Source organism: Rhodococcus aetherivorans (genome assembly GCF_011058165.1).
GTDB classification, from domain to species: domain Bacteria; phylum Actinomycetota; class Actinomycetes; order Mycobacteriales; family Mycobacteriaceae; genus Rhodococcus; species Rhodococcus aetherivorans.
Map to the genome: position 1 here is coordinate 60,527 of NZ_JAALEG010000012.1, position 22,908 is coordinate 83,434.

General features: G+C 69.2%; 46 protein-coding genes. All 46 read right to left on the bottom strand.

The annotated features are described in order from the left end of the window. Positions 1-12 precede the first annotated feature (12 nt). Entirely contained in the window at positions 13-825 is an 813-nt protein-coding gene (locus tag G6039_RS07510) for a hypothetical protein (RefSeq protein ID WP_043801320.1), read from the bottom strand. Then, entirely contained in the window at positions 826-1,206 is a 381-nt protein-coding gene (locus tag G6039_RS07515) for a hypothetical protein (RefSeq protein WP_051446136.1), read from the bottom strand. It lies immediately after the preceding gene. Continuing rightward, complete coding sequence (locus G6039_RS07520; RefSeq protein WP_043801315.1) at positions 1,203-1,586, bottom strand: hypothetical protein; 384 nt, start codon at positions 1,584-1,586, stop codon at positions 1,203-1,205. Before G6039_RS07520 ends, G6039_RS07515 begins: the two co-directional genes overlap by 4 nt. 55 nt (positions 1,587-1,641) lie before the next feature. Then, the gene (locus G6039_RS07525) at positions 1,642-2,580 is read right to left on the bottom strand and encodes a hypothetical protein (RefSeq protein ID WP_043799392.1); all 939 of its coding nucleotides are present in this window, start codon (positions 2,578-2,580) and stop codon (positions 1,642-1,644) included. A gap of 82 nt (positions 2,581-2,662) precedes the next feature. Beyond that, complete coding sequence (locus G6039_RS07530) at positions 2,663-3,064, bottom strand: hypothetical protein (protein WP_043799395.1); 402 nt, start codon at positions 3,062-3,064, stop codon at positions 2,663-2,665. After that, on the bottom strand, positions 3,065-3,373 hold the full coding sequence (locus G6039_RS07535; protein WP_043799398.1) for a hypothetical protein: 309 nt from the start codon (positions 3,371-3,373) through the stop codon (positions 3,065-3,067). Next, a complete protein-coding gene (locus G6039_RS07540) occupies positions 3,373-3,717 on the bottom strand; it encodes a hypothetical protein (RefSeq protein WP_043799402.1) in 345 nt (114 codons plus the stop codon). Before G6039_RS07540 ends, G6039_RS07535 begins: the two co-directional genes overlap by 1 nt. After that, positions 3,717-4,079 carry a hypothetical protein gene (locus G6039_RS07545; RefSeq protein ID WP_051446053.1) on the bottom strand — a complete coding sequence of 121 codons (363 nt, stop codon included), beginning with the start codon at positions 4,077-4,079 and terminating at the stop codon, positions 3,717-3,719. Before G6039_RS07545 ends, G6039_RS07540 begins: the two co-directional genes overlap by 1 nt. 4 nt (positions 4,080-4,083) lie before the next feature. Further along, positions 4,084-4,488, bottom strand: a complete 405-nt coding sequence (locus tag G6039_RS07550) for a hypothetical protein (RefSeq protein WP_043799405.1) — start codon at positions 4,486-4,488, stop codon at positions 4,084-4,086. Further along, complete coding sequence (locus G6039_RS07555) at positions 4,485-5,426, bottom strand: phage major capsid protein (RefSeq protein ID WP_043799409.1); 942 nt, start codon at positions 5,424-5,426, stop codon at positions 4,485-4,487. The genes G6039_RS07550 and G6039_RS07555 overlap by 4 nt, the downstream gene beginning before the upstream one ends. A 30-nt stretch (positions 5,427-5,456) precedes the next feature. Beyond that, the gene (locus G6039_RS07560) at positions 5,457-5,897 is read right to left on the bottom strand and encodes a hypothetical protein (RefSeq protein WP_043799412.1); all 441 of its coding nucleotides are present in this window, start codon (positions 5,895-5,897) and stop codon (positions 5,457-5,459) included. 1 nt (position 5,898) lies between these two features. After that, positions 5,899-7,119: a head maturation protease, ClpP-related gene (locus tag G6039_RS07565; RefSeq protein ID WP_080688530.1), complete on the bottom strand. Its 1,221-nt coding sequence runs from the start codon at positions 7,117-7,119 to the stop codon at positions 5,899-5,901. Beyond that, positions 7,116-8,429 carry a phage portal protein family protein gene (locus tag G6039_RS07570; RefSeq protein WP_043799416.1) on the bottom strand — a complete coding sequence of 438 codons (1,314 nt, stop codon included), beginning with the start codon at positions 8,427-8,429 and terminating at the stop codon, positions 7,116-7,118. The genes G6039_RS07565 and G6039_RS07570 overlap by 4 nt, the downstream gene beginning before the upstream one ends. Positions 8,430-8,444: 15 nt before the next feature. Then, entirely contained in the window at positions 8,445-9,983 is a 1,539-nt protein-coding gene (locus G6039_RS07575; protein WP_043799419.1) for a hypothetical protein, read from the bottom strand. After that, entirely contained in the window at positions 9,961-10,395 is a 435-nt protein-coding gene (locus tag G6039_RS07580; protein WP_235194058.1) for a hypothetical protein, read from the bottom strand. Before G6039_RS07580 ends, G6039_RS07575 begins: the two co-directional genes overlap by 23 nt. A 201-nt stretch (positions 10,396-10,596) precedes the next feature. Next, positions 10,597-10,986: a hypothetical protein gene (locus G6039_RS07585; RefSeq protein WP_235194059.1), complete on the bottom strand. Its 390-nt coding sequence runs from the start codon at positions 10,984-10,986 to the stop codon at positions 10,597-10,599. Continuing rightward, the gene (locus tag G6039_RS07590; protein ID WP_152104024.1) at positions 10,986-11,168 is read right to left on the bottom strand and encodes a hypothetical protein; all 183 of its coding nucleotides are present in this window, start codon (positions 11,166-11,168) and stop codon (positions 10,986-10,988) included. Before G6039_RS07590 ends, G6039_RS07585 begins: the two co-directional genes overlap by 1 nt. A 64-nt stretch (positions 11,169-11,232) precedes the next feature. Then, on the bottom strand, positions 11,233-11,358 hold the full coding sequence (locus G6039_RS31005) for a hypothetical protein (RefSeq protein WP_255326778.1): 126 nt from the start codon (positions 11,356-11,358) through the stop codon (positions 11,233-11,235). An 87-nt stretch (positions 11,359-11,445) separates the two neighbouring features. Beyond that, positions 11,446-11,667: a hypothetical protein gene (locus G6039_RS07595; protein ID WP_043799421.1), complete on the bottom strand. Its 222-nt coding sequence runs from the start codon at positions 11,665-11,667 to the stop codon at positions 11,446-11,448. Between the two features lie 6 nt (positions 11,668-11,673). Continuing rightward, the gene (locus G6039_RS07600; RefSeq protein WP_152104025.1) at positions 11,674-12,396 is read right to left on the bottom strand and encodes a hypothetical protein; all 723 of its coding nucleotides are present in this window, start codon (positions 12,394-12,396) and stop codon (positions 11,674-11,676) included. Beyond that, positions 12,393-12,803 (bottom strand): hypothetical protein, encoded by a 411-nt coding sequence (locus tag G6039_RS07605; RefSeq protein WP_043799426.1) that lies wholly within the window; start codon positions 12,801-12,803, stop codon positions 12,393-12,395. Before G6039_RS07605 ends, G6039_RS07600 begins: the two co-directional genes overlap by 4 nt. Further along, positions 12,793-14,085: an HNH endonuclease domain-containing protein gene (locus G6039_RS07610; protein ID WP_051446054.1), complete on the bottom strand. Its 1,293-nt coding sequence runs from the start codon at positions 14,083-14,085 to the stop codon at positions 12,793-12,795. The genes G6039_RS07605 and G6039_RS07610 overlap by 11 nt, the downstream gene beginning before the upstream one ends. 39 nt (positions 14,086-14,124) lie before the next feature. Beyond that, complete coding sequence (locus G6039_RS07615) at positions 14,125-14,385, bottom strand: hypothetical protein (RefSeq protein WP_043799429.1); 261 nt, start codon at positions 14,383-14,385, stop codon at positions 14,125-14,127. Further along, the gene (locus tag G6039_RS07620; protein ID WP_043799432.1) at positions 14,382-14,705 is read right to left on the bottom strand and encodes a DUF4326 domain-containing protein; all 324 of its coding nucleotides are present in this window, start codon (positions 14,703-14,705) and stop codon (positions 14,382-14,384) included. Before G6039_RS07620 ends, G6039_RS07615 begins: the two co-directional genes overlap by 4 nt. After that, a complete protein-coding gene (locus G6039_RS07625) occupies positions 14,698-15,306 on the bottom strand; it encodes a hypothetical protein (protein WP_152104026.1) in 609 nt (202 codons plus the stop codon). Before G6039_RS07625 ends, G6039_RS07620 begins: the two co-directional genes overlap by 8 nt. Continuing rightward, positions 15,303-15,503: a DUF1508 domain-containing protein gene (locus tag G6039_RS07630; protein WP_043799439.1), complete on the bottom strand. Its 201-nt coding sequence runs from the start codon at positions 15,501-15,503 to the stop codon at positions 15,303-15,305. Before G6039_RS07630 ends, G6039_RS07625 begins: the two co-directional genes overlap by 4 nt. Further along, on the bottom strand, positions 15,496-15,750 hold the full coding sequence (locus G6039_RS07635; protein WP_043799442.1) for a hypothetical protein: 255 nt from the start codon (positions 15,748-15,750) through the stop codon (positions 15,496-15,498). Before G6039_RS07635 ends, G6039_RS07630 begins: the two co-directional genes overlap by 8 nt. Continuing rightward, positions 15,747-16,085, bottom strand: a complete 339-nt coding sequence (locus G6039_RS07640) for a hypothetical protein (RefSeq protein WP_043799446.1) — start codon at positions 16,083-16,085, stop codon at positions 15,747-15,749. Before G6039_RS07640 ends, G6039_RS07635 begins: the two co-directional genes overlap by 4 nt. Continuing rightward, positions 16,082-16,384: a DUF7352 domain-containing protein gene (locus tag G6039_RS07645; RefSeq protein ID WP_043799452.1), complete on the bottom strand. Its 303-nt coding sequence runs from the start codon at positions 16,382-16,384 to the stop codon at positions 16,082-16,084. The genes G6039_RS07640 and G6039_RS07645 overlap by 4 nt, the downstream gene beginning before the upstream one ends. After that, complete coding sequence (locus G6039_RS07650) at positions 16,381-16,713, bottom strand: hypothetical protein (RefSeq protein ID WP_043799456.1); 333 nt, start codon at positions 16,711-16,713, stop codon at positions 16,381-16,383. Before G6039_RS07650 ends, G6039_RS07645 begins: the two co-directional genes overlap by 4 nt. Positions 16,714-16,822: 109 nt before the next feature. After that, the gene (locus G6039_RS07655) at positions 16,823-17,356 is read right to left on the bottom strand and encodes a hypothetical protein (RefSeq protein WP_043799460.1); all 534 of its coding nucleotides are present in this window, start codon (positions 17,354-17,356) and stop codon (positions 16,823-16,825) included. Further along, positions 17,353-17,628, bottom strand: a complete 276-nt coding sequence (locus tag G6039_RS07660; protein WP_051446055.1) for a hypothetical protein — start codon at positions 17,626-17,628, stop codon at positions 17,353-17,355. Before G6039_RS07660 ends, G6039_RS07655 begins: the two co-directional genes overlap by 4 nt. Before the next feature lie 5 nt (positions 17,629-17,633). Next, complete coding sequence (locus tag G6039_RS07665) at positions 17,634-18,419, bottom strand: DUF6551 family protein (protein WP_051446056.1); 786 nt, start codon at positions 18,417-18,419, stop codon at positions 17,634-17,636. Beyond that, positions 18,416-19,228 (bottom strand): hypothetical protein, encoded by an 813-nt coding sequence (locus tag G6039_RS07670; RefSeq protein ID WP_043799463.1) that lies wholly within the window; start codon positions 19,226-19,228, stop codon positions 18,416-18,418. The genes G6039_RS07665 and G6039_RS07670 overlap by 4 nt, the downstream gene beginning before the upstream one ends. Continuing rightward, a complete protein-coding gene (locus G6039_RS07675) occupies positions 19,225-19,389 on the bottom strand; it encodes a hypothetical protein (RefSeq protein ID WP_161780439.1) in 165 nt (54 codons plus the stop codon). Before G6039_RS07675 ends, G6039_RS07670 begins: the two co-directional genes overlap by 4 nt. After that, the gene (locus G6039_RS07680; RefSeq protein WP_043799467.1) at positions 19,386-19,703 is read right to left on the bottom strand and encodes a hypothetical protein; all 318 of its coding nucleotides are present in this window, start codon (positions 19,701-19,703) and stop codon (positions 19,386-19,388) included. The genes G6039_RS07675 and G6039_RS07680 overlap by 4 nt, the downstream gene beginning before the upstream one ends. Beyond that, positions 19,703-19,993 (bottom strand): hypothetical protein, encoded by a 291-nt coding sequence (locus G6039_RS07685; protein ID WP_043799470.1) that lies wholly within the window; start codon positions 19,991-19,993, stop codon positions 19,703-19,705. The genes G6039_RS07680 and G6039_RS07685 overlap by 1 nt, the downstream gene beginning before the upstream one ends. Beyond that, positions 19,990-20,166, bottom strand: a complete 177-nt coding sequence (locus G6039_RS07690; protein WP_161780440.1) for a hypothetical protein — start codon at positions 20,164-20,166, stop codon at positions 19,990-19,992. The genes G6039_RS07685 and G6039_RS07690 overlap by 4 nt, the downstream gene beginning before the upstream one ends. After that, positions 20,163-20,534 carry a hypothetical protein gene (locus G6039_RS07695; RefSeq protein ID WP_043799473.1) on the bottom strand — a complete coding sequence of 124 codons (372 nt, stop codon included), beginning with the start codon at positions 20,532-20,534 and terminating at the stop codon, positions 20,163-20,165. Before G6039_RS07695 ends, G6039_RS07690 begins: the two co-directional genes overlap by 4 nt. Further along, positions 20,534-20,713 (bottom strand): hypothetical protein, encoded by a 180-nt coding sequence (locus tag G6039_RS07700; RefSeq protein WP_043799476.1) that lies wholly within the window; start codon positions 20,711-20,713, stop codon positions 20,534-20,536. The genes G6039_RS07695 and G6039_RS07700 overlap by 1 nt, the downstream gene beginning before the upstream one ends. Next, entirely contained in the window at positions 20,710-20,985 is a 276-nt protein-coding gene (locus G6039_RS07705; protein ID WP_043799481.1) for a hypothetical protein, read from the bottom strand. The genes G6039_RS07700 and G6039_RS07705 overlap by 4 nt, the downstream gene beginning before the upstream one ends. Then, positions 20,982-21,194, bottom strand: a complete 213-nt coding sequence (locus G6039_RS07710; RefSeq protein ID WP_043799486.1) for a hypothetical protein — start codon at positions 21,192-21,194, stop codon at positions 20,982-20,984. The genes G6039_RS07705 and G6039_RS07710 overlap by 4 nt, the downstream gene beginning before the upstream one ends. Beyond that, complete coding sequence (locus G6039_RS07715; protein WP_043799490.1) at positions 21,191-21,466, bottom strand: hypothetical protein; 276 nt, start codon at positions 21,464-21,466, stop codon at positions 21,191-21,193. The genes G6039_RS07710 and G6039_RS07715 overlap by 4 nt, the downstream gene beginning before the upstream one ends. Continuing rightward, the gene (locus tag G6039_RS07720) at positions 21,463-21,714 is read right to left on the bottom strand and encodes a hypothetical protein (protein ID WP_043799494.1); all 252 of its coding nucleotides are present in this window, start codon (positions 21,712-21,714) and stop codon (positions 21,463-21,465) included. The genes G6039_RS07715 and G6039_RS07720 overlap by 4 nt, the downstream gene beginning before the upstream one ends. Next, positions 21,711-22,022, bottom strand: coding sequence for a hypothetical protein (locus G6039_RS07725; protein ID WP_043799499.1), 312 nt, complete (start codon positions 22,020-22,022; stop codon positions 21,711-21,713). Before G6039_RS07725 ends, G6039_RS07720 begins: the two co-directional genes overlap by 4 nt. Next, positions 22,019-22,891, bottom strand: a complete 873-nt coding sequence (locus G6039_RS07730; protein ID WP_043799502.1) for a phage antirepressor KilAC domain-containing protein — start codon at positions 22,889-22,891, stop codon at positions 22,019-22,021. Before G6039_RS07730 ends, G6039_RS07725 begins: the two co-directional genes overlap by 4 nt. Positions 22,892-22,908 lie beyond the last annotated feature (17 nt).

Genomic DNA, 22,908 nt, shown 5'->3' on the forward strand with positions numbered 1-22,908 from the left:
CGGTCCTTCCTCTCAGTCGTGGGTGGGGTCTGGCAGGCTGAGCCGCTTGTAGCGGGAGCCGAGCACCTTCGAGGCGATGTCGTCGTGCTCGACGTACAGCCGGTACTTCTCGTACCGCTCGCGCGCTGTGAGCGGCCGTGGCAGGCTCTTCGGGGCTTTCGGGCCGCGGCCCTTGACCTTCGGGCTGGCCTGGAAGATCGCGGCCTCGATGCGGCGCAGCGTCTCGAGGATGGCGGTGTCGGTGTCGCGGTCGCGGGTCCAGCCGACGAGCGACGGCCGCTTCGCGCCGGTGGGCTTGCCCTGCTCCTGCTCGAGCTTGGCGACACGCTCGGCGAGTTCGATGTCGGAAGCCAGGGCCGCGGCGTACCACCCGCCCTCGGGTGCCCGGTCTAGGAATCGGAACAGCTTGTCCCACGGGGTGTTTTCGTGGTCGCGCACCCAGTCGTACAGGTTCAGCTGTTTGTCGATCAGGTCCCGCTCGACGTCCTCGCCGTACAGGTCGAGCGTCTCGACCAGGCGGAGGAACCCGCCGAGAGGTGGTATCAGGATTCCGAAGTGGGTTCGGATGTCGTCGATCAGATCCACGAGTTCGGACGCGGGTCGGTCGTCGTAGACGTCGAGGATGTCGTCGGCCAGGTCCTCACCGACCAGCGCGTCGAGCTGCTCGGTGGGGGTGACGGCGGTATCGAGTTCGCACACCCCGTCGGCGGACGGGACCGCCACAACGATCTCGTCGCCGTCGAGGTCGAGAAGGTACGGACCCGCGGCCTCGCCGAGCAGTTGCTCGAAGAACGAGTGCGGCGGGTCCGTCTCCTGCTCGCTCACTTACCCGCGGCGACGCCGGCGGCGGGCCTGCCGGTTGACCGCTTCCTGCTGCTGGAACTTGTCGGCGTTGAGACCGAAGTGGTCGAACAGGTCACCGATCAGGGTGGTCAGTCCCTCGGGTCCGTGCATCGGCATGGCCTCGAGGTATGGCTCGGCCGTGTCGAAGTCGTCTCCGAGGAACAGCTTCAGCGCGGTGCGGGTCGTGCAGCTGGGCTGCTCGATCTCCATCATCGTGCCCGAGTCCGGCTCGGGGACGGTGAAGACAGGGCTGTCCTCGAGCTGGAACTTGAACGGCTTCTTCGCCGGGCCGGTGCGGCGGTACTGCCGCACCTCTCCTGCGTCGTGGCCGCGGCTGCTGATGTCGATGGGGGCCTCGCTCATGCCTGCTGCTCCTGCGTGGTGTCGGTGGGCTGGGTGGTGGTGCGGGTGCGCCGCGGCTTCGGCGGGGCAGCCTCGGCCGGCACGGGCTCGACCGGTTCGGCCGCCGCGTCAGCGGCAGGTTCGTCGGTGGGCGCGATGTCGACGACCTCGGCCGCCGGTTGCTCGGTCGCGACGTGCTCGGCGGCCGGGGTGTCCTCGGGCGCCGGCGCGACCGGCTCCCCGCCGGCAGAGGTGTCCTGCTCGGGGTTCGCGACGCGGTACTGGCGGGCGAGCAGCTCGCCTTCCTCGGCGCGGGTGGAGGGGGTGAATCGGCGGCCGTCCGGGGAGACGAGCTCGCGTGGCGTCCAGCCGTCCGGGTCGAATGTGCGCATGGTGCCCATGGGTTTCTTGCTCCGTTTCTCGCGCGGACGTGCGCGGTAGTGGGACGGCACCAGGTCAGGAGATGGTGACCGTGCCGGACGGGGTCAGCGAGGCACCGGAGCCGGTGAGGGTGCCGACCTTGGCGACGTCGATCTTCACCGTGTAGGGGCCACCCGCGGTGCCGGTGACGGTGACGTCCCCGGGGTCGAGGTTCGACAGCGCCTCGAGCGCGGCCTGCACCGCGGCGGCGGTGGCGTTGAACGCGATGGGAGCGGTGGTCTGCCCGCCGAAGGACAGCGTGAAGGTGCCGCCGGTGGGGCTCCCGCCGATGGTGACGACGTAGGTGACCTTCGGATCGAACCCGGCTTCCTCGAGGAGGTTCTTCCAGCCGGGGCCGCCGAAGTGGTGGCGGACCGACACGCCGTAGTCGGTGTCGACCATGGCGTTGACGGTGAACGGCCAGCCGAGGTAGCCCTCGCCGTCGGTGATGGTCTGCTCCCCGGTCTCGGCGACCTCGCCGGCGAGGAACTGCCGGCCGAAGTAGATCGTGTCGACGCCGGACCCGACCTCCGACAGCAGCATGTACCGCTGGCGGCGGATCAACGCGACGGCCGGCTGGTCGAACGAGACCTCACCGGTGACCGGGTCGGGGGTGACGCCGGACAGGTCGACACCGAGGTTCGTCTCGATGTTGAACCGGTTCGTCTCCAGGCCCTTGAACGCCATGCCGAAGATGTCGCTGGTGATGTCCGAGCGCACCGGGTTCGAGTAGCCGATCGCGTTGATGTCGGCCTTCTCCATCTCCCGGGAGAGGGTGATGGCGTCTTCCTTGTCGAGCAGCCCGAAGTCGTAGTACCCGGTGGGCAGCTCGGCGAGCTGGCTGCTGGGGCCTTCGGTGATGTTCAGGACGACCGGGGTGGTGGTGGGCGCGCCGAACACGTGGGCGGCGCGGGGCTTGAGGATCAGCTCGCGCTGGTGCCGAGCGATCTCGAGCTGGGCGACTTTGCTGGGCATGGGGTGCCTCCTTGCTGTGGGCAGAAAAAATGCCCACGAGGATTCGCGGGCTGATCAGGGCTGTATTCGGTTGTGACGACGGTCAGGCCGGGCGGGGACGCATCAACCCGAGCTGGTACCACCCCGTGGCGCGGTCGCGGTCCGGGTTGTCGTACGGCACGCCCTCGGGCGGAGTGTCGGTGCGGCAGAAGTCGACGGTCACGCGCTGCCCGTCGACGACGAATGCCTCCCCGCCGAGCGCGAGCATCCGGTCACGCACCGTCTCGCTGAGGGTGTGCACCTCGTCGTAGCTCGGTGCGAAACAGGAGATCTCGACCCGGGGGTAGTCGGTGATCCCGTCGTCGGTGCCGCCGACCCGGTTGATCCGGATGCCGACCTCGATCTCCGCGTCCGGTGTCTCCGTGTCGGTCTCTGCCAGGTCCTCGAGTGCCACCATGAGGACCTTCTCGACGTTGGCGAAGGGCAGCGGCGGGGTGACAGCCATCTATCGCCGCCCGTCTCGCCGGCCCGCGGCGCCTATCGCCGACTGCAGCCGGCTCGCGCCCCGGGAGCGGCGGGTGCCGAACTCGGCGGCGAGCGGGTTCCGGATCGCCTGGCTGGGCGGCACGACGATCCGGTAGCCGGGCCGGCCGTCCCAGCCGCGTGCCGGTTCCACGCGGGCGGTGCGCCCGAACGCGCCACCCAATGCGGCCCGGCCCTTCTCGGCCTGTTTGCGCACCGCCGTCTGGACCTTCGGCGACGACATGATCCGCTGTGCATCCCGCGAGGACCAGGTGAATCGTGCGCGAGCCATCAGCCTCTCCATTCGGTCAGGAATCCGCCCACGTACTCGGCGAACCCGAAGTCGTCGTAGTGCGTCTGCAGTTCCCCGTCGACATGCAGCCGGCGCGGCCTACCGCTGTCGTCGACGATCCCGTCGGCGGTGAGGACACTCGTGGTGCGTTCCGGGAACCCGGCTGGGGCGAGGAGCTTCCACCGCGACTCGGTGGCCTCCCCGTCCTCCCGCCGCTCGTCGGACTGCGCCGGCTGCACCGCGCACCCCGGGTACGCGACCGGGGCGCCGTCGACGTAGTCGCCGTGCTTGACCTTGATGCGCGGTGTGATCCACACGGTCTGGTTGCCGAGGTCGTCGAGCATCAGTAGTCCCCGACCTTGAACGACCACGCCGGCCCCGCCCGGAACGGAATGCCGAGCAGCTCCTTGTGGAAGTCGGTGAACACCAGGAACTGCCCCGGATGGGCGAGGGTGCCGCTGCGGGTGACCTCCCCGACCGTCTTCGAGTACGAGGACAGACCGAGGTAGGGCTCGGAGGCGAGGGCGGCCTTGACGACCTGGATCGACACCAACTTCGCATTCGGATCGTCCGGCGCGATGTCGGGTTTGCGGTCCCGGATCCACGACGCCGCCGCGTCGAGCAACAGCTGCGCCTCGACCTTCTGCGCCGCGGTCAGTGACCGGCCCCCGAGGGTGATGTCGTCCGGGATCGCGAAGGCCGCCACCGGGTCACTCCGCCAGCGCGGCGAGCAGCTGCGGCTTGGTCATCGACCGGGCCTCGGCCTCGTCCATGCCGCGAGAGACCGCGTAGGCGATCCAGTCGTCCTTGTCCGCGGCCTGTTTCGGCCGCGGCACCGCCACCGGTACCGGCGCGGGCTCGCCGGCCCCGCCGGGTTCTCCGTCGCCCGCCCCAGCGGTGTCGACCTGGTCGTCGTCGACCGGCGGTACGGGGGCCGGGCGGACCTGCTCGGCATCGACGATCGCCCCGGCCCGCAGCAGCCGGGCGACCTCGACCTCGTCCAGGCCGGTGACCGTATCGCCGCGGCGACGGCGGACGAGCTTGGTGACGCGGCCCTTCTCGTCCCGTTCGAGCACCTGGTCGAAGCGCGTCGCGGTCAGGATGTACTCGGTCACGGCGTCTCCAATCCGGTCAGCCACAGCGCGGCCTTGGGCTGGTCGAGACCCATCGCCCGCTTGTGCGAGGCGTCCGAACGCCACGTCTCCGTCGGGCCGCCGTTGGGGCCGTTGCCCTCCGGGTACAGGCCGGTGAACTGCAACGGCCGGGTGTCGCTGTAGAAGCCGACCACCCCGCGCTGCAGCACCAACGCCCGATCCCGCGGGAAGGTGCGGGACTGGATGACGTTCAGGCCGAAGATCGTCGCCGGCAGCGCCCCGGTGTAGGCGATGTTCTGCTCGGCGAGATTGCCCTGGTACACCTTCAGGACGTTGTCGTTGTCGAGCAGCGTCGCGAGCAGACCCGGGTGCAGCACGATCGCGTCCGGCTCGAACCCGAAGTACTCGTCGCCGGTGCCGCCCTGCGCCTCGGTCGGCGCGGCCGAGGTGATCTCCTCGATCGCCTTCGCCAGGTCGGTGCGCGGCTTGCCGGCCGGATCGTCCCACGGTGTCGACACCGGCATCGTCGGCACCACCGGCGACTGCAGCAGCGCCTTCGCCGACCGGTCGTTGGCGCGGATGAACGTGTTGCGCAGCCCGGTGAGCTGCTTGTTCACCGCGTCGATCCGGTTCTCGTCGATCATCTCCTTCGACACCCGCACACCGAGCGCCCGCTTGACCGCGAACGCCGTGCGGGGCAGACCCAGCTTGCCGTGGCTGACCGGGATCTCCCCGAACTCGGCGACGTCGGCGACGTCGTCCTCGAGGAACATCGGGTCACCCTCGCGGTAGGCCACCACCCCCGACGGGTTGGGGCCGGCGTCGCGCAGCAGGGCCTCGCTGATGAACTGATTGCGCATCAGCTCCATCAGCTTGGTGGGAATGAACAGCGGGTTGGCGACCAGTTCGGCCACGGTGATCCGCGGTCCGTCCGAAACGCTCACCACATCAACAGTCATGACGGTTTCTCCTCGAGTCGTTGTGAGCGGTCAGGCGATCCGCATCAGGCCGACACCGTCCGCGGCCACGCCGGCCGGTTCGGTGCAGATCCCGACGATGGTGCGGGCATCGGGGGTGGCGGCGGCCGGTCCGACCTTGCCAGCCGCGGTAGCGACGAGCTTGTCACCGAACGTCGCTGCCGCCGAGTACGTCACCTTCACCTCGGTACCCGAGTAGGCGACCGCCACCCGGGTCGGCAGCTGCGTGGCGGTGAGCACCGGCTGACCGTCCGGGCCGGTGGTCGGTTCGGTGACCTCCGCCTCCGGATTCTGGGCGTCGGTCAGCGCGACACCGAGCACCTTGGTGCTGCCCGCGGCGGCGACACCGATCCGGCCGGCGGCGCGGGCTTCGACGAGCTGGCCGCCGGTGATGCGTTCGGCCGGGATGAAGGTCTTCGGTCCGGTCTTGGTGACCTCGAGGACGGCGCTCATGTCACAGGCTCCAGTTCTTGTAGGTCGCGTGGTCGGCGACGTTCGACGGCTGGGCGGGATCGACACCGCTGTAGCCGATCTCGTTGATCGGCACAGCGAGCTCGTCGGGCAGGGCGTTGAGGGTCTCCTTCGCCGCCGGGTCCGCCGCGAGCAGATTCAGCCAGTGCTCCCGGTTGGCCGGCGGGATCTTCCCCTTCGCGACCGCCTCGTCGACGACGCGTTCGCGGTCCTGGCGTTCGATGCGGTCGAGCGCGGCACGGCCTGCCGCGGCGTCGGCCTGCCACTGCTCGAGCTTGGCGCTGTCGACGACCGTGAGCCCGAACTTCGCGGCGGCCTGCGTGACCGCCTCCGTGGTGACCGGCGCCGCCTCGGTGCCCGCGGCCGGGTCGGCACGTTCTTCGAGGGCTTCGTTCACCGCCGCCAACACCTGCTCGTCGGTGGCGTCCTCAGCGATGCCGAGGCTCTTGGCGATCTCTTCCTTCAGGGTGGGCACAGCGCCCTCCTTTCCTGTAGCGGCCTCCGCCTCGGCAGAGGAATCCTTGGGGCCGGGCCGCGCGGTGGCGCGGCGCCCGGCGTGGTTGAACACCGACAGGTCGAACCGGTTCTGCACCGCCTGCGCCTGCTCGGATTCGGCGTCGAGCACCACGTCGGCCAACCCGGCCGCGGCCGCCTCGTCCGCCGAATACCAGGTCTCGGCGGCCATCGCGTCGAGCCACTGCTCGACGGTGCCGCCTGCCTTGTCGGCGTACACCGAGGCGATGTTGCGGTCCTCGTGCTCGAGATACCCGGACATCTTCGTCATGTCGTCGGCGTTGCCCATGCACATCCCCCACGCCTTGTGCACGAACAGCTCGGCGTTGCGCATCATGTGCAGCTCGTCGACGCCGGCGGCGATGAACGACGCCGACGATGCGGCCACCCCCTCGACGACCGCGACCACCTTCGCCGGGTGCGCGCGCAACGCGTTGAGGATCGCCAGGGCCTCCCACACCTCCCCGCCCGGGGAGTTGATCAGCAGCCGGATCTCGCGGGTGTCGTCCGGGAGCTCGTCGAGCACCGCGACGAACTCCTTCGCCGAGATCCCCCACCACTCGCCCCAGGAGTCGAGCGGATCGTATAGCCGCAGCGTGACCACACCCCCTGCGGAGGTCTTCGGGTCGGGCCGCTCGGCCCGCACCGGCGTGCGCTGGAACGCCGACGGGCTCCGTAGGAACGGGTTCACTGATCCTCCTGCGGGTTCGGGGTGCCGGGCGTCCACGGCTGCTCGGGGGGCGGGGTGTCCTTCGGCGGCAGCCCGTACTGCTGGCGGGTGAACTCCTCGAGCGACCTGTCGAGGCGGATCAGGCCGGCGTCGATGAGCAGCTTGAGCGCCGACGCCGTCAGATCCTGCCGGGCGCCGATGTCGTCGAACTCGATCCGCGGCGCCGGCTCGTCGACACCGAAGTTCAGATCCACCAGATCCTCGACGATGTGCGCATTGGCGGTGTCGCGCACCGATTCGGTCTGCGACTGCACCGACTGCACGAACGTGTTCTCCTGCACCGATGCCAGCGCGTAGCTGCCACCGCCGTCGAGGTTGAGGTAGTGCGCGAGGCCGGCGAGCGCCATCTGCTTGTCGTGGTACGCGATGGCCTGCTGCAGATCCGGCAGGTTGCCCTGCACGCCGAGGAGTTTCGCGTCGGCCCCCTTCGGCAGCCCCACGCCGGACGATTCACCACCGCGGTACTGCGACGCCATCTGCCGGTACTTCTCGATCTTCTCCGGGTCTTCGCTCTCCTCCGGGCTCGCCCAGAACACCGGCACACCGATGCCGTTGCGGCGAGCCGCGGCCGCCTGGATCCGCATCAGCTCGTCCTTGAGAATCCAGTGCTTGTAGGCCGGGCGCAGCATCGACTGCCCGATCCACTGGTACGGGCCCGGCTCCGGCTTGCGGACATACGCCACCAACCGCGACACCGGGATCTTCTGCGGCCTCAGCAGCCACTCCACCGGCGCCCCGGCCGGCGCGTGCTGCTCGATCGATTCCAGACCACCGTCGAGCGCGACATGGATCGCCCGGATCGTCGCAGCGGGGCGGGGCGCGAGTTTGCGCAGCCAGATCCGGCCGTCCTCGCCCGGCCGGTACACCTGCTCGAAGTAGCTGTGGCCGTGCTTGTTCTGCAGCAACGCCTGCTCGAGGTGCAACCGCCACGAGAACCGGCCGCGACTGCGGGTCCTCTGGCCCTGCCGCGGCTCGTCGGCGCCCTTGATCGGCAGCCCGAGGTTGTCCGCGACGAACTCGGTCACCTCGTCGCGGGCACCGGCACCGTCGATCCGCCAGCCCGTCCCCAACACCGGCAGCGAGATCGCGTCGAGCACCGACGAGATCCGGGTGTCCTCCCGCGTCATCCGATCGAACACCGCGATCGACCGCGGCCACCGCAGATCCGGGACCTTCTCCCCCGACATCCACTGCTGCCACTCGGTCATCCCGGAGCCGTTGACATACCCCGTCTCCCGGAAGGAGCTGGGTGTGCCTGTCGTCTCGGCCACGACGCCACCTCCTTCCTAGAATCCGACCGTCAACACATCGACCTCGCCACCGAACCCACCCGCGAGCGCCGGCACCGCCGCGTCCTGCGGCGCGGTCGGTTTGAACGCCGGACCCGCCGGCTTCGGTTTGGGCACGTCGTAGACCTTGAGCGCCCAATGGGCGAGCGTCGCCGCCACCAGCGGTGAGATGGTCATGTTGCCCTTGCGGTTCCACGCCCACCCACCACCGGACAGATCCCGCTTCGTTGCCCCCTCGAGCGCCGACGCCAGCAACGGATCCCCGGTGTGCGAGAGGTTCGCGTTCACCGCGTCGTCGTAGAACCCGCCGCACGCCTGCACCATCTGCCCCGCCGTCGTGACCTCCGGCTCGATGCCCGCCGCCACCAGATCCGGGTGCAGCGAGTACGCGGGCGAGGCCTTGTCGATCACCAGCGCGCACGGATCCCACCGGTCGATCAGCGACAGCAGGAGCCGCACCAGCCCCGGCCCCGGGGCGGCGTGGTAGCCGACCTCGAGGTGCACCCGCCCGGCGTCGGTGCGGGCCGCGGCGGCGATCGAGACCCACTTGCGGTCCGGGGACATGTCGATCGCGAGGGCGACCTTCTTCCCCAAGGTCGCCTCCCGGTTCTCCATGTCACGCCACCGCTGCGGGTCGATCACGTACTCCGGGGCGACGTCGTCCTCGTCGACGGGCCACAGGCCGCGGCCGAGAAGGTCGGCGTCGAAACTCTTCTGCGGCAGCTCCCCGCGGAGCTTGAGGATCTTCGCGTCGTTCGCGATCACCCCGTACGACGGGTTGCAGTACTTCCACGTCTCGGGGTCGTCGCGGTCCATCTCCTCCGGCGCCATGTACTCGGCGAAGTACAGGTTCGGGGCGCCGGCCAGACCCTTGCGGCGCAGACCCGCGAGGATCTGCCCGTTCGGGTGCTGCTCCTCGTTCACCGCCGTCGAGGCGTAGATCGTCTGCGGGTTGTTCGACGCCAGCTGCGTCGGCGACAACGCGGACTGCTCGGAGTCGGTGACGTTGTACGCCTCGTCGTAGATCAGCAGATCGACCTTGTCGAGACCACGACCGGAGTCCGCCGACCGGGTCGAGAACTCGATCTGCGCCCCGTTGGTCAGTTCGATGTAGCCGACGCCCTGCCCCAGGCTGGCCTTCGCCACGCGGCTGCGCAGCGACGGCCGCGCCCGGATGATCGACCACAGCCGGTTGTACAGATCCTTCGCCGTCTTCCACCGCTGCGCCGTGTACGCGATGCGCTCGCCGAGCTTGAACAGCCCGTACAGGCAACGCATCACCAGGATCAGCGACTTGCCGTTCTGCCGCGGGCACAGCAGGCAGCAGATCGTGTGCGTCCACAACCCGTCCGGGTTCGTGGTGAGGATCGCGTGCAACGCCATCTTCTGCCACGGCATCGACGGCCGCCCGACCCGACGGCCGAGCTCGACCGCCTTGCGGCCGTGCTCGTCGTCGCCTGGAAACACCGACACATGGTGCGGCTCCTGCCGCCCGGCCAGTGTCGGGAACTCGTCAGAGATCGTCGAGATCGTCATCGCTACCGGATCCGGAGGTGGCGCCCTTGCGCCGTCGGATCTCGGCGAGCAACTGGCGCCACACGTTCGTGAGCTGCCGGGCCTCCTGCGCGACACCGGTCGCCTTGACCTCGAGCACCTGAGAATCGCCGCGGGCCGGCACCACCCGGAACCACACCTCCGAATTGCCCGTGAGCATCCGGTGGTACTGGTCGAGCTGGTCCTTGATCCGCGACGCCTCGATGACCATCGCGGTCAGGTCGTACGGGTCGAGCGGATCGAACAGTGCGCGGTAGAGCTCCGTGCCGCCCGGCCCGAACTCGGCACCGGCCGGGGACTCCGCGTCTGCCTGTGAGATCTCCGGCTCCTGTTCCGCCTCGGCCGGCGCGGCGTGAGACCGGTCGTAGGCGGCCAACGCGTCGAGCACCTGCATCGTCGTCTCACCCCTTCCTCGTCCGGCCCCGAAGGCCCCTCCGTACTGCCCGCCGTCCCGCCCGGCACCCGCCCTGACCTGGGCCTGCACGTGAGATCCGGCCCGGCAAAAAAATCTTGACTGCGGGTGGCGGGCAGTCAGGACAGGGGGGTACCCCAATAATTTAGGGCACCCTTACTTACTCATCGGTAGGGTGGTGACTCACCAGTCGAGCAGACACCACCGCGCGCGGTCGTCATCCCGCTCGTCCCCCGGGACGAGGAACTCCCGGCCCGTGATCGCCGGCCGCAGATGGTCCCGGCTACCATCACCGCGCTGCTTGTTGCACAGCCCGTGAAGCAACCGATCAGCCTTCGTGCCACCAGTGGCTCGAGAGTGCGAGTGGTCGGCTGCGAGCGTGCCCGACGTCTGATCCTCGCTCGTCGGATCGTAGTCGAAGTTGCGGGTCCGATCCCGGAACATCGGCCGGTCACACCACCAGCACGGCGCCCCGTCGACGTGCCGCTGCAGCAACCGAGTGCGCTGCTGCTGATGCGACCAGCCGAGCCCACGCGCAGTGGTGGAGGCGGCGCGCTTGCGCGGTGCCGACATCAGCCCTCGTCCTCGCCCGGGCACTCGGTGCACAGGCTCACCTCGCGGTAGGCGAGGGTGACACCACCGTCGTCGAGTCGGGCCAGGTCCAGCTCGACGCGGCTCGGCAGGTGGCAGGTGTCGCACCACAGACCGACGCGGACGTTGGTCGGCGACAGCTCGACCATCCTCCCGGTGTTCACGGCCGTGCTCGTCGGGCGCCGAGGTTGCGCAGCCATACCAGGATCCGCCCGGTCAGGGTGAGCTTCATCGGGCGAACACGATCCGCAGGACGTCGATGGTGGCCTGGGCCAGATCGAGCAGGGCATGGATCAGGTTCATGAGAACCTCCCTGGATTTCGGGGTGAGCACCCCGGAAACGGAAACTCCCACACCCTGTGTCCGGGCATGGGAGATCGCTTGGGGACATCATGCCTGTGGATAACTCTGTTGGCAAGCCCATGACCAGGCCCTCGCGTGTCACTGCCCGCCCTGTCTCCGCTGGAGCATCTCCGGTCCGCCATCCAACTCCCGGGTGTGCACCTCGGCAGTGAGTCCGCAGTCGCACACGAACCGCAGGATGTGCAGCTCGTAGTCCCCTTCCCACGAGGTGCGGGCGCTCTTGAACGTCATCGGTACACCGTGATGGGACAGGGCCGCCGAGAACCGCTCGGGTCCGTACGGGTTCGGGAGTTCACTCATCGCTGGTCACCCTGCCTTCTCGATCTCACGGTCGGGATCGCGCAGCATCTTCGCCAGCCAGTCCCATTCACGGCGGGTCCACGCCGGATGGCCCCGCCACCGCATCCCGCACATCGCGCGGGGCGGGGAGCAGTTGATCCCCCGGCAGATGATCAGCGGTTCGTCGTCGTCCTCGTCCGGGTCCGGGTAGTGGATCTGCATGGTGCGCTGTCCGAGCACATCACCGGACAGTCGTCCGCTGCACCACGGACAGATCCCGTTGAGCACCTGCCCGTCCCGGATGTCTCCAAGCAACCGGGCGGTCTGCCGCACCAGCGGGTTGATCAGGTACGCCACCCACGGCGCGGTCTTGTCGTCGCACTCGTGCGCTACCGGCACCAGTTCGCGGGCGGTGGCGAGCCAGCGCATCGGGTCCTTCGACGCCGCCACGTCCGGCAGTTCGTGTCCGTCGACGGGGCCGACGACGTCGATCAGGCACTCGGCGATCTCGGCGGCGCGCGTGGTGATGCTGTAGATCAGGTCGAGCACCTGGATGTCGGCCGGCGCCGGGGTCTGCAGGCCGCGCTTGCCGAGACGTTCCTGGTCCTCCGGGGACAACGTGCCGGCGCGGCGCGGGTTCTCCACCCACGACCGGGCGGTGCCGGGGATCTTCAACGCGATCAGCGAGGGCCAGGCCTGCTCGAGGTACTCGACGTCGCGGGTCACTGTCGCTACGGTGGCTCGGCTCATGCCGGCACCCCCGACCGGGCGGCGCGGGCCCGCTTGCTCAACCGCTGATAGAGCCGCTCCCCCGTGACCACGTACGGGGTGCGCACCCCGCGGACATGGGCAGCGTGGGCGCGGCGCAACTCCGGCTCGGTCCAGGCCCGGGCCACCCCGTCCGCCGCGGTGCTCTCGCACACCGGATCCTGCGGGGACATCCACGCGAGCAGCTCGGAGACCGGCTTGGACGGGTCGACCATCGCGGCGCACGAGATCGCCAGGCCGATCAACTGCTGCCGGTCGAGGGCCGCGGTCAGGCGGGCCACGTCGCCGGCATCGCCCTCGCCGTGGGTGACCGCGACGAGTTGCACGGCCCGGTCGTCGAGGTCGGCGAGTACCGCATCGGGCAGGGGGTGGGGTCGGTCAGTGGTCATGGGGATGTCCTTCCGGTGGTGCGCACTTCCAGCACGGCTCGGGCAGATGGTGTTCGGGGCAGGTGGTCTCGTCGCCGACGGTCGAGGGCGGCCCGGTCCACCCAGCCCAGGGGGATCCGAACCTGCCGGGGGCCGGCACGTGCGGTGCGGCGCCCGCGTCCCACACCGGGGATTCGGGGTGAGGGTCTGGGGTGGGGGGCTGGGAGATCAGCTGACGGGAGACCGGAGGATCGACGGCAGTGGGTCGCCTTCCCTTCCCCCGACGACGACGTTTGCGAGGTGATCTCTCCTCAGGAGGAGCAGCCGCGGGTGACCTGTCCTGGTGACCCTTACCTGGAACCAAACCCATACCCTGCCCTGACCCTGCCAGGCCCGCGCCCGCGCGCGTCGCCCGTACGGGGACACCTCGTTTCGGGTGGTCGGTGGTGTGGTCGGGGCGTGGTCGACGCGTGGTCGCGTCACCGCTGGTCGCGGCGGTGTTCTCTGCGGCGCGGCGGCCCGGCGAGAGCATCTCAGCGTCGCGGTGGTCCGGCGAGCTGGTCTCTGCGTCGACGGGTGTCGGCGAGACGTGCTCAGCGTCGGAGCGGTGCGGCGAGACGAACTCAGCGGCGGGGTGCGGCGAGACGTTGGCGCGAGGGGGCGGTGGCAGCAGGACCATGTCGGCCTGGGCCGGGGTTCGGTTGCCTTTGCGGCGGTTGCAGTCCGTGCACGAGATGACGATGTTGCGGGCGCCGTCGGCGCGGGTCGGGTCGACGTGGTCGAGCTGGGGCCGTCGCCCGGTTTCGGAGCGGGTGTCCTTGCGTTTGACGAGGACCCCGCAGTATCGGCAGTTCGCCTCGGTGGGCTTGGTGGGGTCCAGGCAGTCGCGGGCCCAGACCGAGTTGATGATCTCCTGGTCCTTGAGTTCCTTCCGTTTGCGGCGGGTGACCTCGACCTTGGCGGCCGGGTCGTAGCCCATGTCGAACCAGTCGTGGAACAGGTACGTTCCGGGTTCGACAGGGGGGCAGCGGGGGCAGGTGTGGCCGGGTGCGTGCCACAGGCCGACGTCGACGAGGATGCCGGCGAGGTGCTCGGCGATCTGGGGGTTGAGCAGGATCCGGATCAGGTCGGTGCGCCGGACGACACCGTCGGTGCCGCCGGACTCGGCGGACTGGCAGTCGGCGCCGGCCATCGTCCACAGGCCGATCGCGGCGATGCCTTCGAGGTGCCCCTCGAGCGCCTGCTCAGCCAGCGACCGGTGCTTGCGGTTCTGGGTGAGCTGATCGGTGACCTGGAAGAACACGGGACTCCTTCGGGACGGGGCGGACTGCGGTTCTGGGAATCAGGTGGTTCCGGCACGGGCGAACTCCTCACGTGGGGTGGGGTGGTGGGTTATCCGGTCGGCGAGCCGCTCCCGCAGATCCGGGTGCGCGGTGCCGATCTGGGTGCGCAGATGCTGGAAGTGCCCGACGTGCCAGTGCTCGCAGTACTCGCAGGGGTAGGCGATGCAGTCCTCCCCCGACTGGATAGACAGCATCCGGGCATCGACGATCGCGTGCGCCGGCGTGAGGTACGACTTCTTCCCGTGATGCTGATGACTCATGACGGGCTGCCGTTGGCGATCTCGAGCAGGACGTCGGCGTGGCACGGCTGACCGAGCGGGCACCAGCAAGCGAGATCCTTCCCGGCAAGTTCCTGCCGGATCGTCTCCCGCGCGGCCGCATTGTGCTCGCCCGTCACCGCGTGCCGGTACATCTGCACGACGCCTTCTGCGTCGATCTTCTGTCCTGCCTTCTTCCCGGTCAGATACGTCATCGATCCGATCCGGTACGGGTTGGCCCACTTCGTCGGCCGTCCGACGTACACCGCGCCGTCCGGCATGCGCCAGCCCTTCGTTCGTCGTCGCTGGATCCGTTCAGGCATCGTCGATCACCTCGGTCCACGGGGCGAAGTCGCGGTTGCTGATGTAGGCACTCCATCCCCGAGCTGGACGAGCGATGATGCGGCCGTCCACGTCCGTCACGAGGGCTACATCGGCGGGCACGTCGTGCAGGTCGTGCCACCTTCGGGGTTCGCGTGCGCACGGTGTGACCTGCTCGGTTTCCGGTTTCATGCAGGATTCTGAGGCGGCGTCCGCGGACCGGTCCTCCTCGCCGCCCCTGATCACCGTGACTGCCCCAGCAGACCCAGAGATCGGCACCCTTCCCCACTCGGTGCCGTCGTCATTGCGGTGCCAGCCAGCGTGGCCCGCCGGCAGGCAACACGGCGGCGGCCGCAGCCCAGGCACTGCCGCTGTCACGGGCATAGGCATCCCACACCGCCCGACTTCCGAGGACGAGTCGGAGTCCTCTCGGGTGACCGCGACGACTCGGTCGGCGTTGACGTAGAGCAGTGTCGGCCCGTTCTCTGCCGAGTGCTTCCAACGCACCGTGACGTTGTCCCTGAGGGGATGTCGTTCGACGGTGAACTCGTCGCATTCGGCGTCGACGTGCGCTCCGCTGTCGATGTGCAGGCGGATCCTCACCGGCTCTCCTCGGTGTCGTCGATGAACTGGTAGTTGTCGCTGTCGCGGTTGGCGAGGTACAGGCCGTCGATGGCGGCGCCCTTCGTGGTGTAGCCCTCCGCCGAGTCGGAGATGACGCGGCCGTTGCGTGCGCGGCGCTGCCACCGAAACTGGCCGGCCGCGTCGCGGTATAGGCGCACGGTGTGCTGGTCACTCATCGGCGGCCTCGTATTCCAGTACGGCGGCACGCACTTCCCCGGGATCCGGCAGGTAGAAGTAGCCGTCGGCGCCAGCTGGTCGCTTGTTGGCCTTGGCCCACTCGTAGGCGTACAGGGCGCGGCGCACGCGGGATGCGGTGGTGAAGATGTAGCCCTTAGGGTGCGGGTCGACCATCATGTACGCGGCGTCGGCCGCGTGCATGGCGATTCGATCCACTTCGATCCGGTCACTCTCTCGTCCGGTCATCGTTCGAGTCCCTTCCCGCCGGCGCGTGCTGCCATGACGCCGGCAGCAACTCCGTTGAGGTACGTCCAGGCGTCGAGAAAGCTGAGCGGTGAGATCGACGAGCCCCCGACCGCGATGCAGAAGTGGTCCGGTTGTGGGATGCCGTTGACATGCAGGAGTGCTGGCGACACGCGTGGGCGGATACCGCAGTCGAGTTCGACGACGGCGCACTGCCATTCCAGTTTCGTCAGCTTCGGCCACGACCCGTCGAACTCCGGGTCGACGTTCGTGAACTGGCCGTCGTGGACACGACGCACCTCGACAACCTGGTCGAGGATCTGGGCGGTGACGGTCACGGCAGCACCACCTCCCGTGCGAGGCGGGCATCGAGGTAGACGTGCCAGACCAGACCGTTCGAGGCGACGACCGTGCCCACGTACAGGGCGTCGTCGACGATCGGGTGTCCTGTGCCCTCCACGTACAAGGTGTAGGGCCGGGCCGGGACGCCGACGCGGCACTCGTACCACAGGTCGATGCGGCGGTCCGGGTGCTCGCGGCACGGTGCGACGTGCAGCAGCCGCGCACCGGACGGGAGGTCGACGGTGACGGTGTCCGTGATCTCGAAGTTGACGCGGTGGATGGTTCGAGTTCTCACAGCGCGGTCTCCAATGCGGTGATCAGGTGAATCGCGGGTAGGTATGGGCGCACCGGGTCGGCGCACCACGTGTCGAGGACGCGGCGGCGGGCCGCGTCGGTGCGTAGCGCAGTGTCGAGCCGACGGGCGAGGCGGCCGTTCTCGTCGGCCCAGTCCCGCACCTGCTGGACCAGCACGTCGTTGCGGCCGACCAGCTCGCGGTTACGTTCCCGGAGCTTGGCGATCTCGGCCTGGGCGTCGGCGAGGCGCTGCACGTCGCTCTGGTCCGTCGCCGCGCCGGCGTCGCCGTCGGAAGGGATCCCCTGAGGGGCCCGCGCGTAGAGGCTCATGGGAGTGTTCCCCTTCCGGTCGGGACGAGGACGGTGATGACGATCGCGGCGGCGGTGAGCACACCGACAGCGGTGAGGCCGGCGGCCTCGGCGATCGTGGCGAGGGTCTTCATGACGCTGCCGCCTCGCGCTCGGCGTGCCACTGCGACAGCGGGACCTTCTGCCAGATGGTGGAGTCAACCTTCTCCGGCGGTACCGGCACGGACCAGGACACCTCGAGGGCGTCGTCGAGACGCTGGGCGCCGAACGAGTGGACGCGGTGTGACCCGTCCGGGTTGTACTCACCGTCGACCTCGTTGGGCATCCCGCCGAGGGTGAGGTGGGGTGCGTTGGCGAACTTCTTGATCGCGGCGGCGCACTTCTTGCCTTCTGGGGTGCGGCGGTTTGGGACCATCATGTTGGGTTGTCGGCGATCACGGCGCCAACCGGTGGGGATTTCGGCGTCGTTGTCGGGGGCGGTCAGGCCGAGGAAGTAGTCCTGGCCCAGGAAGGTGTTGCCCCAGAACTGGTGGGTGCCGGAGTGTTCCTTGGCGAAGGCTCTGACCTTCTCGTACCACTGGTGGCGGCGGGTGGCATAGGTGTCCCACGCCTCGAGGGCCTCGGGGAGGGTGGTGCGGTAGACCTCGGCAGGGTTGTCTCTCATCGGTTCCTCCATTGGTCGGCGTGCGGGCACGAGGTCCAGTGCGGCAGGTAGAGGGGTTGTCCGCAGGCGCGCATCGCGTCGCGGCGCGGGCCCTGGACGACGACGGCGCGCAGTCCGCCTCCGTCGAGGGGATAGACGGCGAGGTTGCCGTGCGGTGTCGAGGCCGGTTCGAGTGGTATGGGTTTGTCCTTCGTGGTGGTGGCCCAGACGATTTCGGCGCGGCAGGAGGCGCAGCGGGTGGTGCCGGGCAGGTGGTGCTCGGTGGTGGTCACTGGGGTCACTTCCTCTGTAGGAGGGTCAGGTCGAGGCGGCCGCGGCCCGGCCGGCGGTTGTAGGCGGTGACGAGGACCCGGGCGATGAGCTGCGGGAAGGTTCCCTTCGTTCCGGAGTCCTGCAGGTCGCGGGCGCGGGCGTGGAGCTGGCGTGGGGTGAGGTCGGACATGGCGTCGGCGAGGCGGCCGGAGTCCAGGTCGAGGGCGTACCGGTCGAGCACGAGGGAGACGCCTTCGATGACGACGGCCTTCTTCGCGGCTTCGTCGCCGGGCCAGACGTCGAGGACCAGGACGAGGGTGTCGGCGAGCACCTCGGGTGCGGAGCGGTTCCAGATGCGTTCGAGTGCGGCGCAGCACTGCAGGTTCTTCGGGCCGGCTTCCTGGGTGACGGCGAGTCCGCACTCGGAGGCGATGCGTTCGATGGCGGCGACCGCGGGGTCGCCGGCGGCGCTGCGGGCGTGCCAGCGGTCCCAGGTGGTGAGCTGGCGGGTCTTGGCGTCGATGTCGAAGAACAGCTTCGCTTCGTCTTCGACGGTGAGGCCGGTGTGGACGGTGGCGGCGAGCTGGGCGATGCCGAGACGCGCTGCGGCGGCCCACCGGTGCTGGCCGTTGATGATCGCGTACCGCTGGGTGGCGTTCTCGCCGCGGTCGGAGACCTCGAGGACACCGACGAGTCGGCGGTCCCAGGCGGCGGCGATCTTGTCGGCGCGGCGGGTATCGAGGGGCCGCTGGTAGGTGTCGTCAGCGAACATGTCGTCGACAGCGACGACGTCGATGAAGGTGTCGGTCATTGGTCGCTGCCCTTCCCTCCGAAGGTGATCTCGACGACGCCGGCCTTGGCGAGTTGTTCGGCGGCCGCCTTGATCTGGTTGGTCTCGGGTTTGGTGGCGTTGCTGGGAACCGAGTCGGGGGCGGGCAGCCGGATCTGCCAGGACTCGGCCCAGTCGGCCCGTTTGGCTTTGTCCTCATCGGACAGCAGGGTCGGGGTGAGAGTGCCGAGGAAGCTCTCGCCGACGACCACCGACAGGGCGCGGGTCGAGGCGTGCGCGGTGATCGAGATCGGTTCGCTGTAGGCGTTCGCGGCCGCGACGAACGCGGAGATCACGTGTGGGGACAGGTGCACAGTGTCGAGCTCGGTGTACGGCAGGTGCCGGATCCGGGAGATGGTGTGCGCGACATCCGGGTAGGAGTCGAGGGTTTCCATGCGCGGCAGCTCGAGGGCCTGGCCGTCGATGCCGGGCAGGCCGGAGACGTCGGCGATCTTGACGTAGTTGTCGCCGATCTCGATTTCGATGATCGCCTCGGGCTCTTCGGATTTGTCGGCCGGCGCCTTGAACACCGAGAGGATCTTGCGGATCTGGTCCGGGGCCAGGTCGACGATGACACCGTCGGTGGGGATGGGGACCAGGTCGTTCTCGGATTCCCACACCGAGACGATGGCGAGGCCGGAGGTCCAGCCGTCGGTCGCGGTCAGGGTGAGGTTGTGCCGGTCAAGCTGGGCGCGGACGCGGTTGAGGGTTTCGGCTTTCGGGTTGGCGTGCTTGACGACGGCGGTGCACGCGCGGCGGAAGTCGTGGGTGGCGACGCAGATGTTGGTCACTGCTTGCCCTTTCGTTCTGGTGCGGCGGGGAACGGCATCGCGAGTTGGCCGTCGATCGGGCCTGTGGTCGAGTGGTCGCGGCACAGCCAGCCGTAGATGGTTACGCGACGCTCGGGTGGTTGGGCGTGCCACCAGGCGTCGGCGTCGGCGACGGTGCTCATCGGTACCTCCACTGCCGTTTCGCTCGTCGGGGCAGGTCGATTCGGATATGCGGCGGTCTCGGGTTCGGGGGCCGGCGCGCATGGCAGGTGTCGGAGTGCAGGACGTAGAGGGGTTGCTGGTCGGCGATGGCGCGGTGCAGGTCGTCGCCGCGGAGGATGTCCGCGTAGATCACGCCGTCCTCGTCGCGGACGTCGCGTTTGCGGACCCGGCCCGCCCCGGGGTCCGGGTACAGGTCGAGGCGGATCCGTTTGCCGGATCCCGTGGACGTGGCCCACGTGATCTCCTGCCGGCAGTCCCTGCACCGCGCCACCATCAGTCGGCGGCCACCACCCGGGCGGCGACCGCGATCAACGCGGCCGCCACATCGTTCGCCTGGGCGGAGGTGAGCACACTCGCATGTACCGCGAGGCGCCCGTCGGGGTCGACGGTGATGCACGCCGACCCGTCCTCGGCGGTCCACGCGATCACTGTCTGCTCGGCCGGCAACCGACGCGGCGCCGCCAACGAAGGCAGGTGCACGACCGCGCTGCCCGCCGGCAACCGCTGCAGCAAGGCTTCGGCCTCGTCCCTGGTCAGGGCGGGCCCGGTGTTGACGGTGGTCACTGTTCCTCCGGTTGCTGGTAGGCGGGGCATGGGCAGACCGCGAGCTGGGCGCGGACTTCGTAGCGGCCGTCGCGGTCGGTGCAGCAGGATCCGCCGCGGGCGTGGTGCGTGCGGGGGTGTCCGCACGCCGCGCAGAGGACGAGGTGGTCGAACTCGGGGATCGGCAGGCTCATCCGGCCCTCCGATCGGTCCGGGGTCGGTACGCGATGTCGACGGGCTGATCGTCTAGGCAGTCGGCGAGTGCCGCGACGTGCTCGGGGCGGTGGACCTCGTACGTGCCGTTCGCCTTCACAACCGGTGCTTCCGGCGGGGTCGGTGGTTCGACGTACTGGTCGGCCTCCCACATCGCGGCGTAGGTGCGCCACGAGATCGCGAGGTTCACCGCGGCGTTCGCCTGCGCGAGCAGCTCCCCACGGTGCGAGGCGTCCGGCTGGGCGGCCCGGTCGGTCAGCGAATACGCGAGGTTCGCGGCGACATCACCGATCACGCGGGCCTCGGCGGCGTCGATCTGGTCCAGGCGGTGACGGGAATCGCTGGTCATCACCACACCCCCGTCTGCAGGAACCCGACCGCGCGGAGGGTGATCAGCAGCGCGGCGACACCGCCGGTGACGATGCCGATCCCGATGACGTTCTCGTAGCGGGTGGGGGTGTCGAGTTCGGCTGCCGCGGTGAGGTACCGCTGCCAGCCGGTGTCGGAGTCGATGCGTGGGCTAGTCACGATGCACTTCCTTCGGTTTGATTGCTGGCGCGGTGGGCGACCCAGTACACGGCCCGGAACTGGTCGTCGTAGGACTGCTCGAGCTCGGTGGTCGGCAGGCCGTCGGCCTTGGCGGCCTTCCATTCGCGGTACTCGCAGCGCTGCCACGGGCCGAACCCCGGCGGCGGGGGTTCGACGATCAAGGTGATCGCCACCCGCCCAGTGAGCTCGAGCTGCGCGAGTTGGGTGGCGTCGAGGATCTGCCACACCCCGATCGGGTGCGCGGCGCTCACGCGGCACCGTCCTCAAGCACGATCGGCGGGAGCTCGGCGAGCGTGGCCGGATCAGTGGGGATACCGCGGTACCGCGGGTCGTAGTGGGCGTGCAGCGAATCGTGGGCCCGGCCCTGCCGCAGCACGTCCTCCCACACCCGACCGGACACGGTCAGCCGGCACTGGGGGCACAGGTACACGTACGGGTCGGGGACAGTCGGGGCGGTCATGAGATCACCGTCCGAACGAGCCACACCGTGCCCCACACGATCGGTACCCATGCCGCCAGCGATAGGGCGAGCGCCAGCACCAGGCCGCGGCACGGCCGCACGGTGGGCTGGCTGCCGGGGCACCGGGTAGCGCCGGGGATGTCGAGCTGGTGGCCGAACGCCGGCACCGTGGTCCCGTCCGTCAGGTTGAGCAGCCACAGGTGACCGGACGGAGCGTGGTCGGCGACCTTTTCCAACGTGACGACCTCACGAGCTGCGTACAGGATCGTCATGCCGTACCGCCCTCGTCTGCGCCGTCGACGGCGGCCGCGGCGTTCAGGTCGTCGGCGAGCGCCCGCGCGTCGTCCGGTGACAGATGGATCTGGAAGTGAACCGGGCCGGACACGATCGTCAAGCTGACCACGTCGCTCTCGGGGTAGTCCGTCTCCCCCGCGGCGGCGGCGATGATGATCGATCCGGTGTCGACCGCGGGGACCGGGAGGGCGTACAGGCTGATGCTGTCGAAGTTCTCGATGGTCACGATGCGTCCTCCTCGACGTCGGGCCAGGTGATGCGGGACGAGCGCTGGACGATGCACTCGGCGCCGTAGCGGCGCAACAGGTCGGCGCGCTTATTCGCGGTCGACCGCGAGCGGTACTCCTTGTTCGTGGTGGGCCACACGAAGTCGGTGGTGCCGAGGATCTCGACGTAGTTGCCTTCGGGCTTCCAGCCGGCCGGCGCCCAGCCCGGGGTGAGTTCGGTGGCGACCTCGCCGTCCGGCAGCGCGATCTCGTAGGTGCTGCCCTCGGGCATCTTCGTGACGACGACGCGGTACAGGTAGTCGGTCACGCGACACCGCCGTGGAGTCGACGCGGAAGCTCGAGCGTGCCGTTCGCTTCGACGTGCGCGGTGATCCACTTCCACGCCACGTCCTGCCCCTTCGGGAGGAGCTTGGTGGTGGCGTACTCGTAGCCGTCCTCGGCGACGCCCTTCTCGGTCCATGCCCACCCGGATCGCACGGCGTGCGCGGTGGCGTGACCGGCGTCGGAGCGACCGCCTCCGATGGTCATGCCCTTGTGCGCGAGGAACGCGAACACGTGCTTCTGCAGGATGCGGATGCCGTAGAGCTTCTGCCCCCACGCCTGCACCTCGCGGGCGAACTCCTGCCGGTGGATCGCCTTTGTGGACGCGGTGTGCGCCTCGGCCTTGGCGAGCATCGGAGCATCGTGCTCAACCTTCGCTTCGAGCTGGCGACGCTTGGAGGCCTCGAGCTCGGCACGGTCGAACTGGTCGGCGGCGAGCCGGAGCGCTTCGCCCATCGTCTGCGGTAGGGCGAACTGTGCCGGCGCGGTTTCGGCGACGCGAGTCTGGATCGCGAAGTAGGCCTGTGCCGAGGCGACCTCCGGCTTGCGGGGGTCGCCGTTCATCGCGACCAAGTAGCAGGCGAAACGAGCGAGGTGGAAGTCCTCGCGGGGACGCCCGCCGGACTTTTCGGTGGCGCCAACGAAAAGGGTGGCGACGTCCATTCCCTGATTCGCTGCTGTGGTCTTCGCCCGATCGATCGCGGCGACGAAGTTGCGCCAGTCAGCCCCGTAGCCGAGGAGCGGCATGAGGTCGCGGGCGGACCAGAACTCGGTGCCGTCGGCGCGTTCTTGTCGGATGGAGTCGAACGGGGACTGGTTGCTGTCACCCGCGCTCGATATGATCTGGTTCGACATAGGGATGTCCTGTCTCG

Excerpts from the sequence above, each read along its gene's own strand:
- G6039_RS07515 (WP_051446136.1), bottom strand. The coding sequence starts at position 1,206 with ATGAGCGAGGCCCCCATCGACATCAGCAGCCGCGGCCACGACGCAGGA.
- G6039_RS07520 (WP_043801315.1), bottom strand. The coding sequence starts at position 1,586 with ATGGGCACCATGCGCACATTCGACCCGGACGGCTGGACGCCACGCGAG.
- G6039_RS07525 (WP_043799392.1), bottom strand. The coding sequence starts at position 2,580 with ATGCCCAGCAAAGTCGCCCAGCTCGAGATCGCTCGGCACCAGCGCGAG.
- G6039_RS07530 (WP_043799395.1), bottom strand. The coding sequence starts at position 3,064 with ATGGCTGTCACCCCGCCGCTGCCCTTCGCCAACGTCGAGAAGGTCCTC.
- G6039_RS07535 (WP_043799398.1), bottom strand. The coding sequence starts at position 3,373 with ATGGCTCGCGCACGATTCACCTGGTCCTCGCGGGATGCACAGCGGATC.
- G6039_RS07540 (WP_043799402.1), bottom strand. The coding sequence starts at position 3,717 with ATGCTCGACGACCTCGGCAACCAGACCGTGTGGATCACACCGCGCATC.
- G6039_RS07555 (WP_043799409.1), bottom strand. The coding sequence starts at position 5,426 with ATGACTGTTGATGTGGTGAGCGTTTCGGACGGACCGCGGATCACCGTG.
- G6039_RS07560 (WP_043799412.1), bottom strand. The coding sequence starts at position 5,897 with ATGAGCGCCGTCCTCGAGGTCACCAAGACCGGACCGAAGACCTTCATC.
- G6039_RS07575 (WP_043799419.1), bottom strand. The coding sequence starts at position 9,983 with ATGACGATCTCGACGATCTCTGACGAGTTCCCGACACTGGCCGGGCGG.
- G6039_RS07580 (WP_235194058.1), bottom strand. The coding sequence starts at position 10,395 with ATGCAGGTGCTCGACGCGTTGGCCGCCTACGACCGGTCTCACGCCGCG.
- G6039_RS07585 (WP_235194059.1), bottom strand. The coding sequence starts at position 10,986 with ATGTCGGCACCGCGCAAGCGCGCCGCCTCCACCACTGCGCGTGGGCTC.
- G6039_RS07595 (WP_043799421.1), bottom strand. The coding sequence starts at position 11,667 with ATGAGTGAACTCCCGAACCCGTACGGACCCGAGCGGTTCTCGGCGGCC.
- G6039_RS07600 (WP_152104025.1), bottom strand. The coding sequence starts at position 12,396 with ATGAGCCGAGCCACCGTAGCGACAGTGACCCGCGACGTCGAGTACCTC.
- G6039_RS07605 (WP_043799426.1), bottom strand. The coding sequence starts at position 12,803 with ATGACCACTGACCGACCCCACCCCCTGCCCGATGCGGTACTCGCCGAC.
- G6039_RS07615 (WP_043799429.1), bottom strand. The coding sequence starts at position 14,385 with ATGAGTCATCAGCATCACGGGAAGAAGTCGTACCTCACGCCGGCGCAC.
- G6039_RS07620 (WP_043799432.1), bottom strand. The coding sequence starts at position 14,705 with ATGCCTGAACGGATCCAGCGACGACGAACGAAGGGCTGGCGCATGCCG.
- G6039_RS07630 (WP_043799439.1), bottom strand. The coding sequence starts at position 15,503 with ATGAGTGACCAGCACACCGTGCGCCTATACCGCGACGCGGCCGGCCAG.
- G6039_RS07635 (WP_043799442.1), bottom strand. The coding sequence starts at position 15,750 with ATGACCGGACGAGAGAGTGACCGGATCGAAGTGGATCGAATCGCCATG.
- G6039_RS07650 (WP_043799456.1), bottom strand. The coding sequence starts at position 16,713 with ATGAGCCTCTACGCGCGGGCCCCTCAGGGGATCCCTTCCGACGGCGAC.
- G6039_RS07655 (WP_043799460.1), bottom strand. The coding sequence starts at position 17,356 with ATGAGAGACAACCCTGCCGAGGTCTACCGCACCACCCTCCCCGAGGCC.
- G6039_RS07665 (WP_051446056.1), bottom strand. The coding sequence starts at position 18,419 with ATGACCGACACCTTCATCGACGTCGTCGCTGTCGACGACATGTTCGCT.
- G6039_RS07675 (WP_161780439.1), bottom strand. The coding sequence starts at position 19,389 with ATGAGCACCGTCGCCGACGCCGACGCCTGGTGGCACGCCCAACCACCC.
- G6039_RS07680 (WP_043799467.1), bottom strand. The coding sequence starts at position 19,703 with ATGGTGGCGCGGTGCAGGGACTGCCGGCAGGAGATCACGTGGGCCACG.
- G6039_RS07690 (WP_161780440.1), bottom strand. The coding sequence starts at position 20,166 with ATGAGCCTGCCGATCCCCGAGTTCGACCACCTCGTCCTCTGCGCGGCG.
- G6039_RS07695 (WP_043799473.1), bottom strand. The coding sequence starts at position 20,534 with ATGACCAGCGATTCCCGTCACCGCCTGGACCAGATCGACGCCGCCGAG.
- G6039_RS07710 (WP_043799486.1), bottom strand. The coding sequence starts at position 21,194 with ATGACCGCCCCGACTGTCCCCGACCCGTACGTGTACCTGTGCCCCCAG.
- G6039_RS07715 (WP_043799490.1), bottom strand. The coding sequence starts at position 21,466 with ATGACGATCCTGTACGCAGCTCGTGAGGTCGTCACGTTGGAAAAGGTC.
- G6039_RS07730 (WP_043799502.1), bottom strand. The coding sequence starts at position 22,891 with ATGTCGAACCAGATCATATCGAGCGCGGGTGACAGCAACCAGTCCCCG.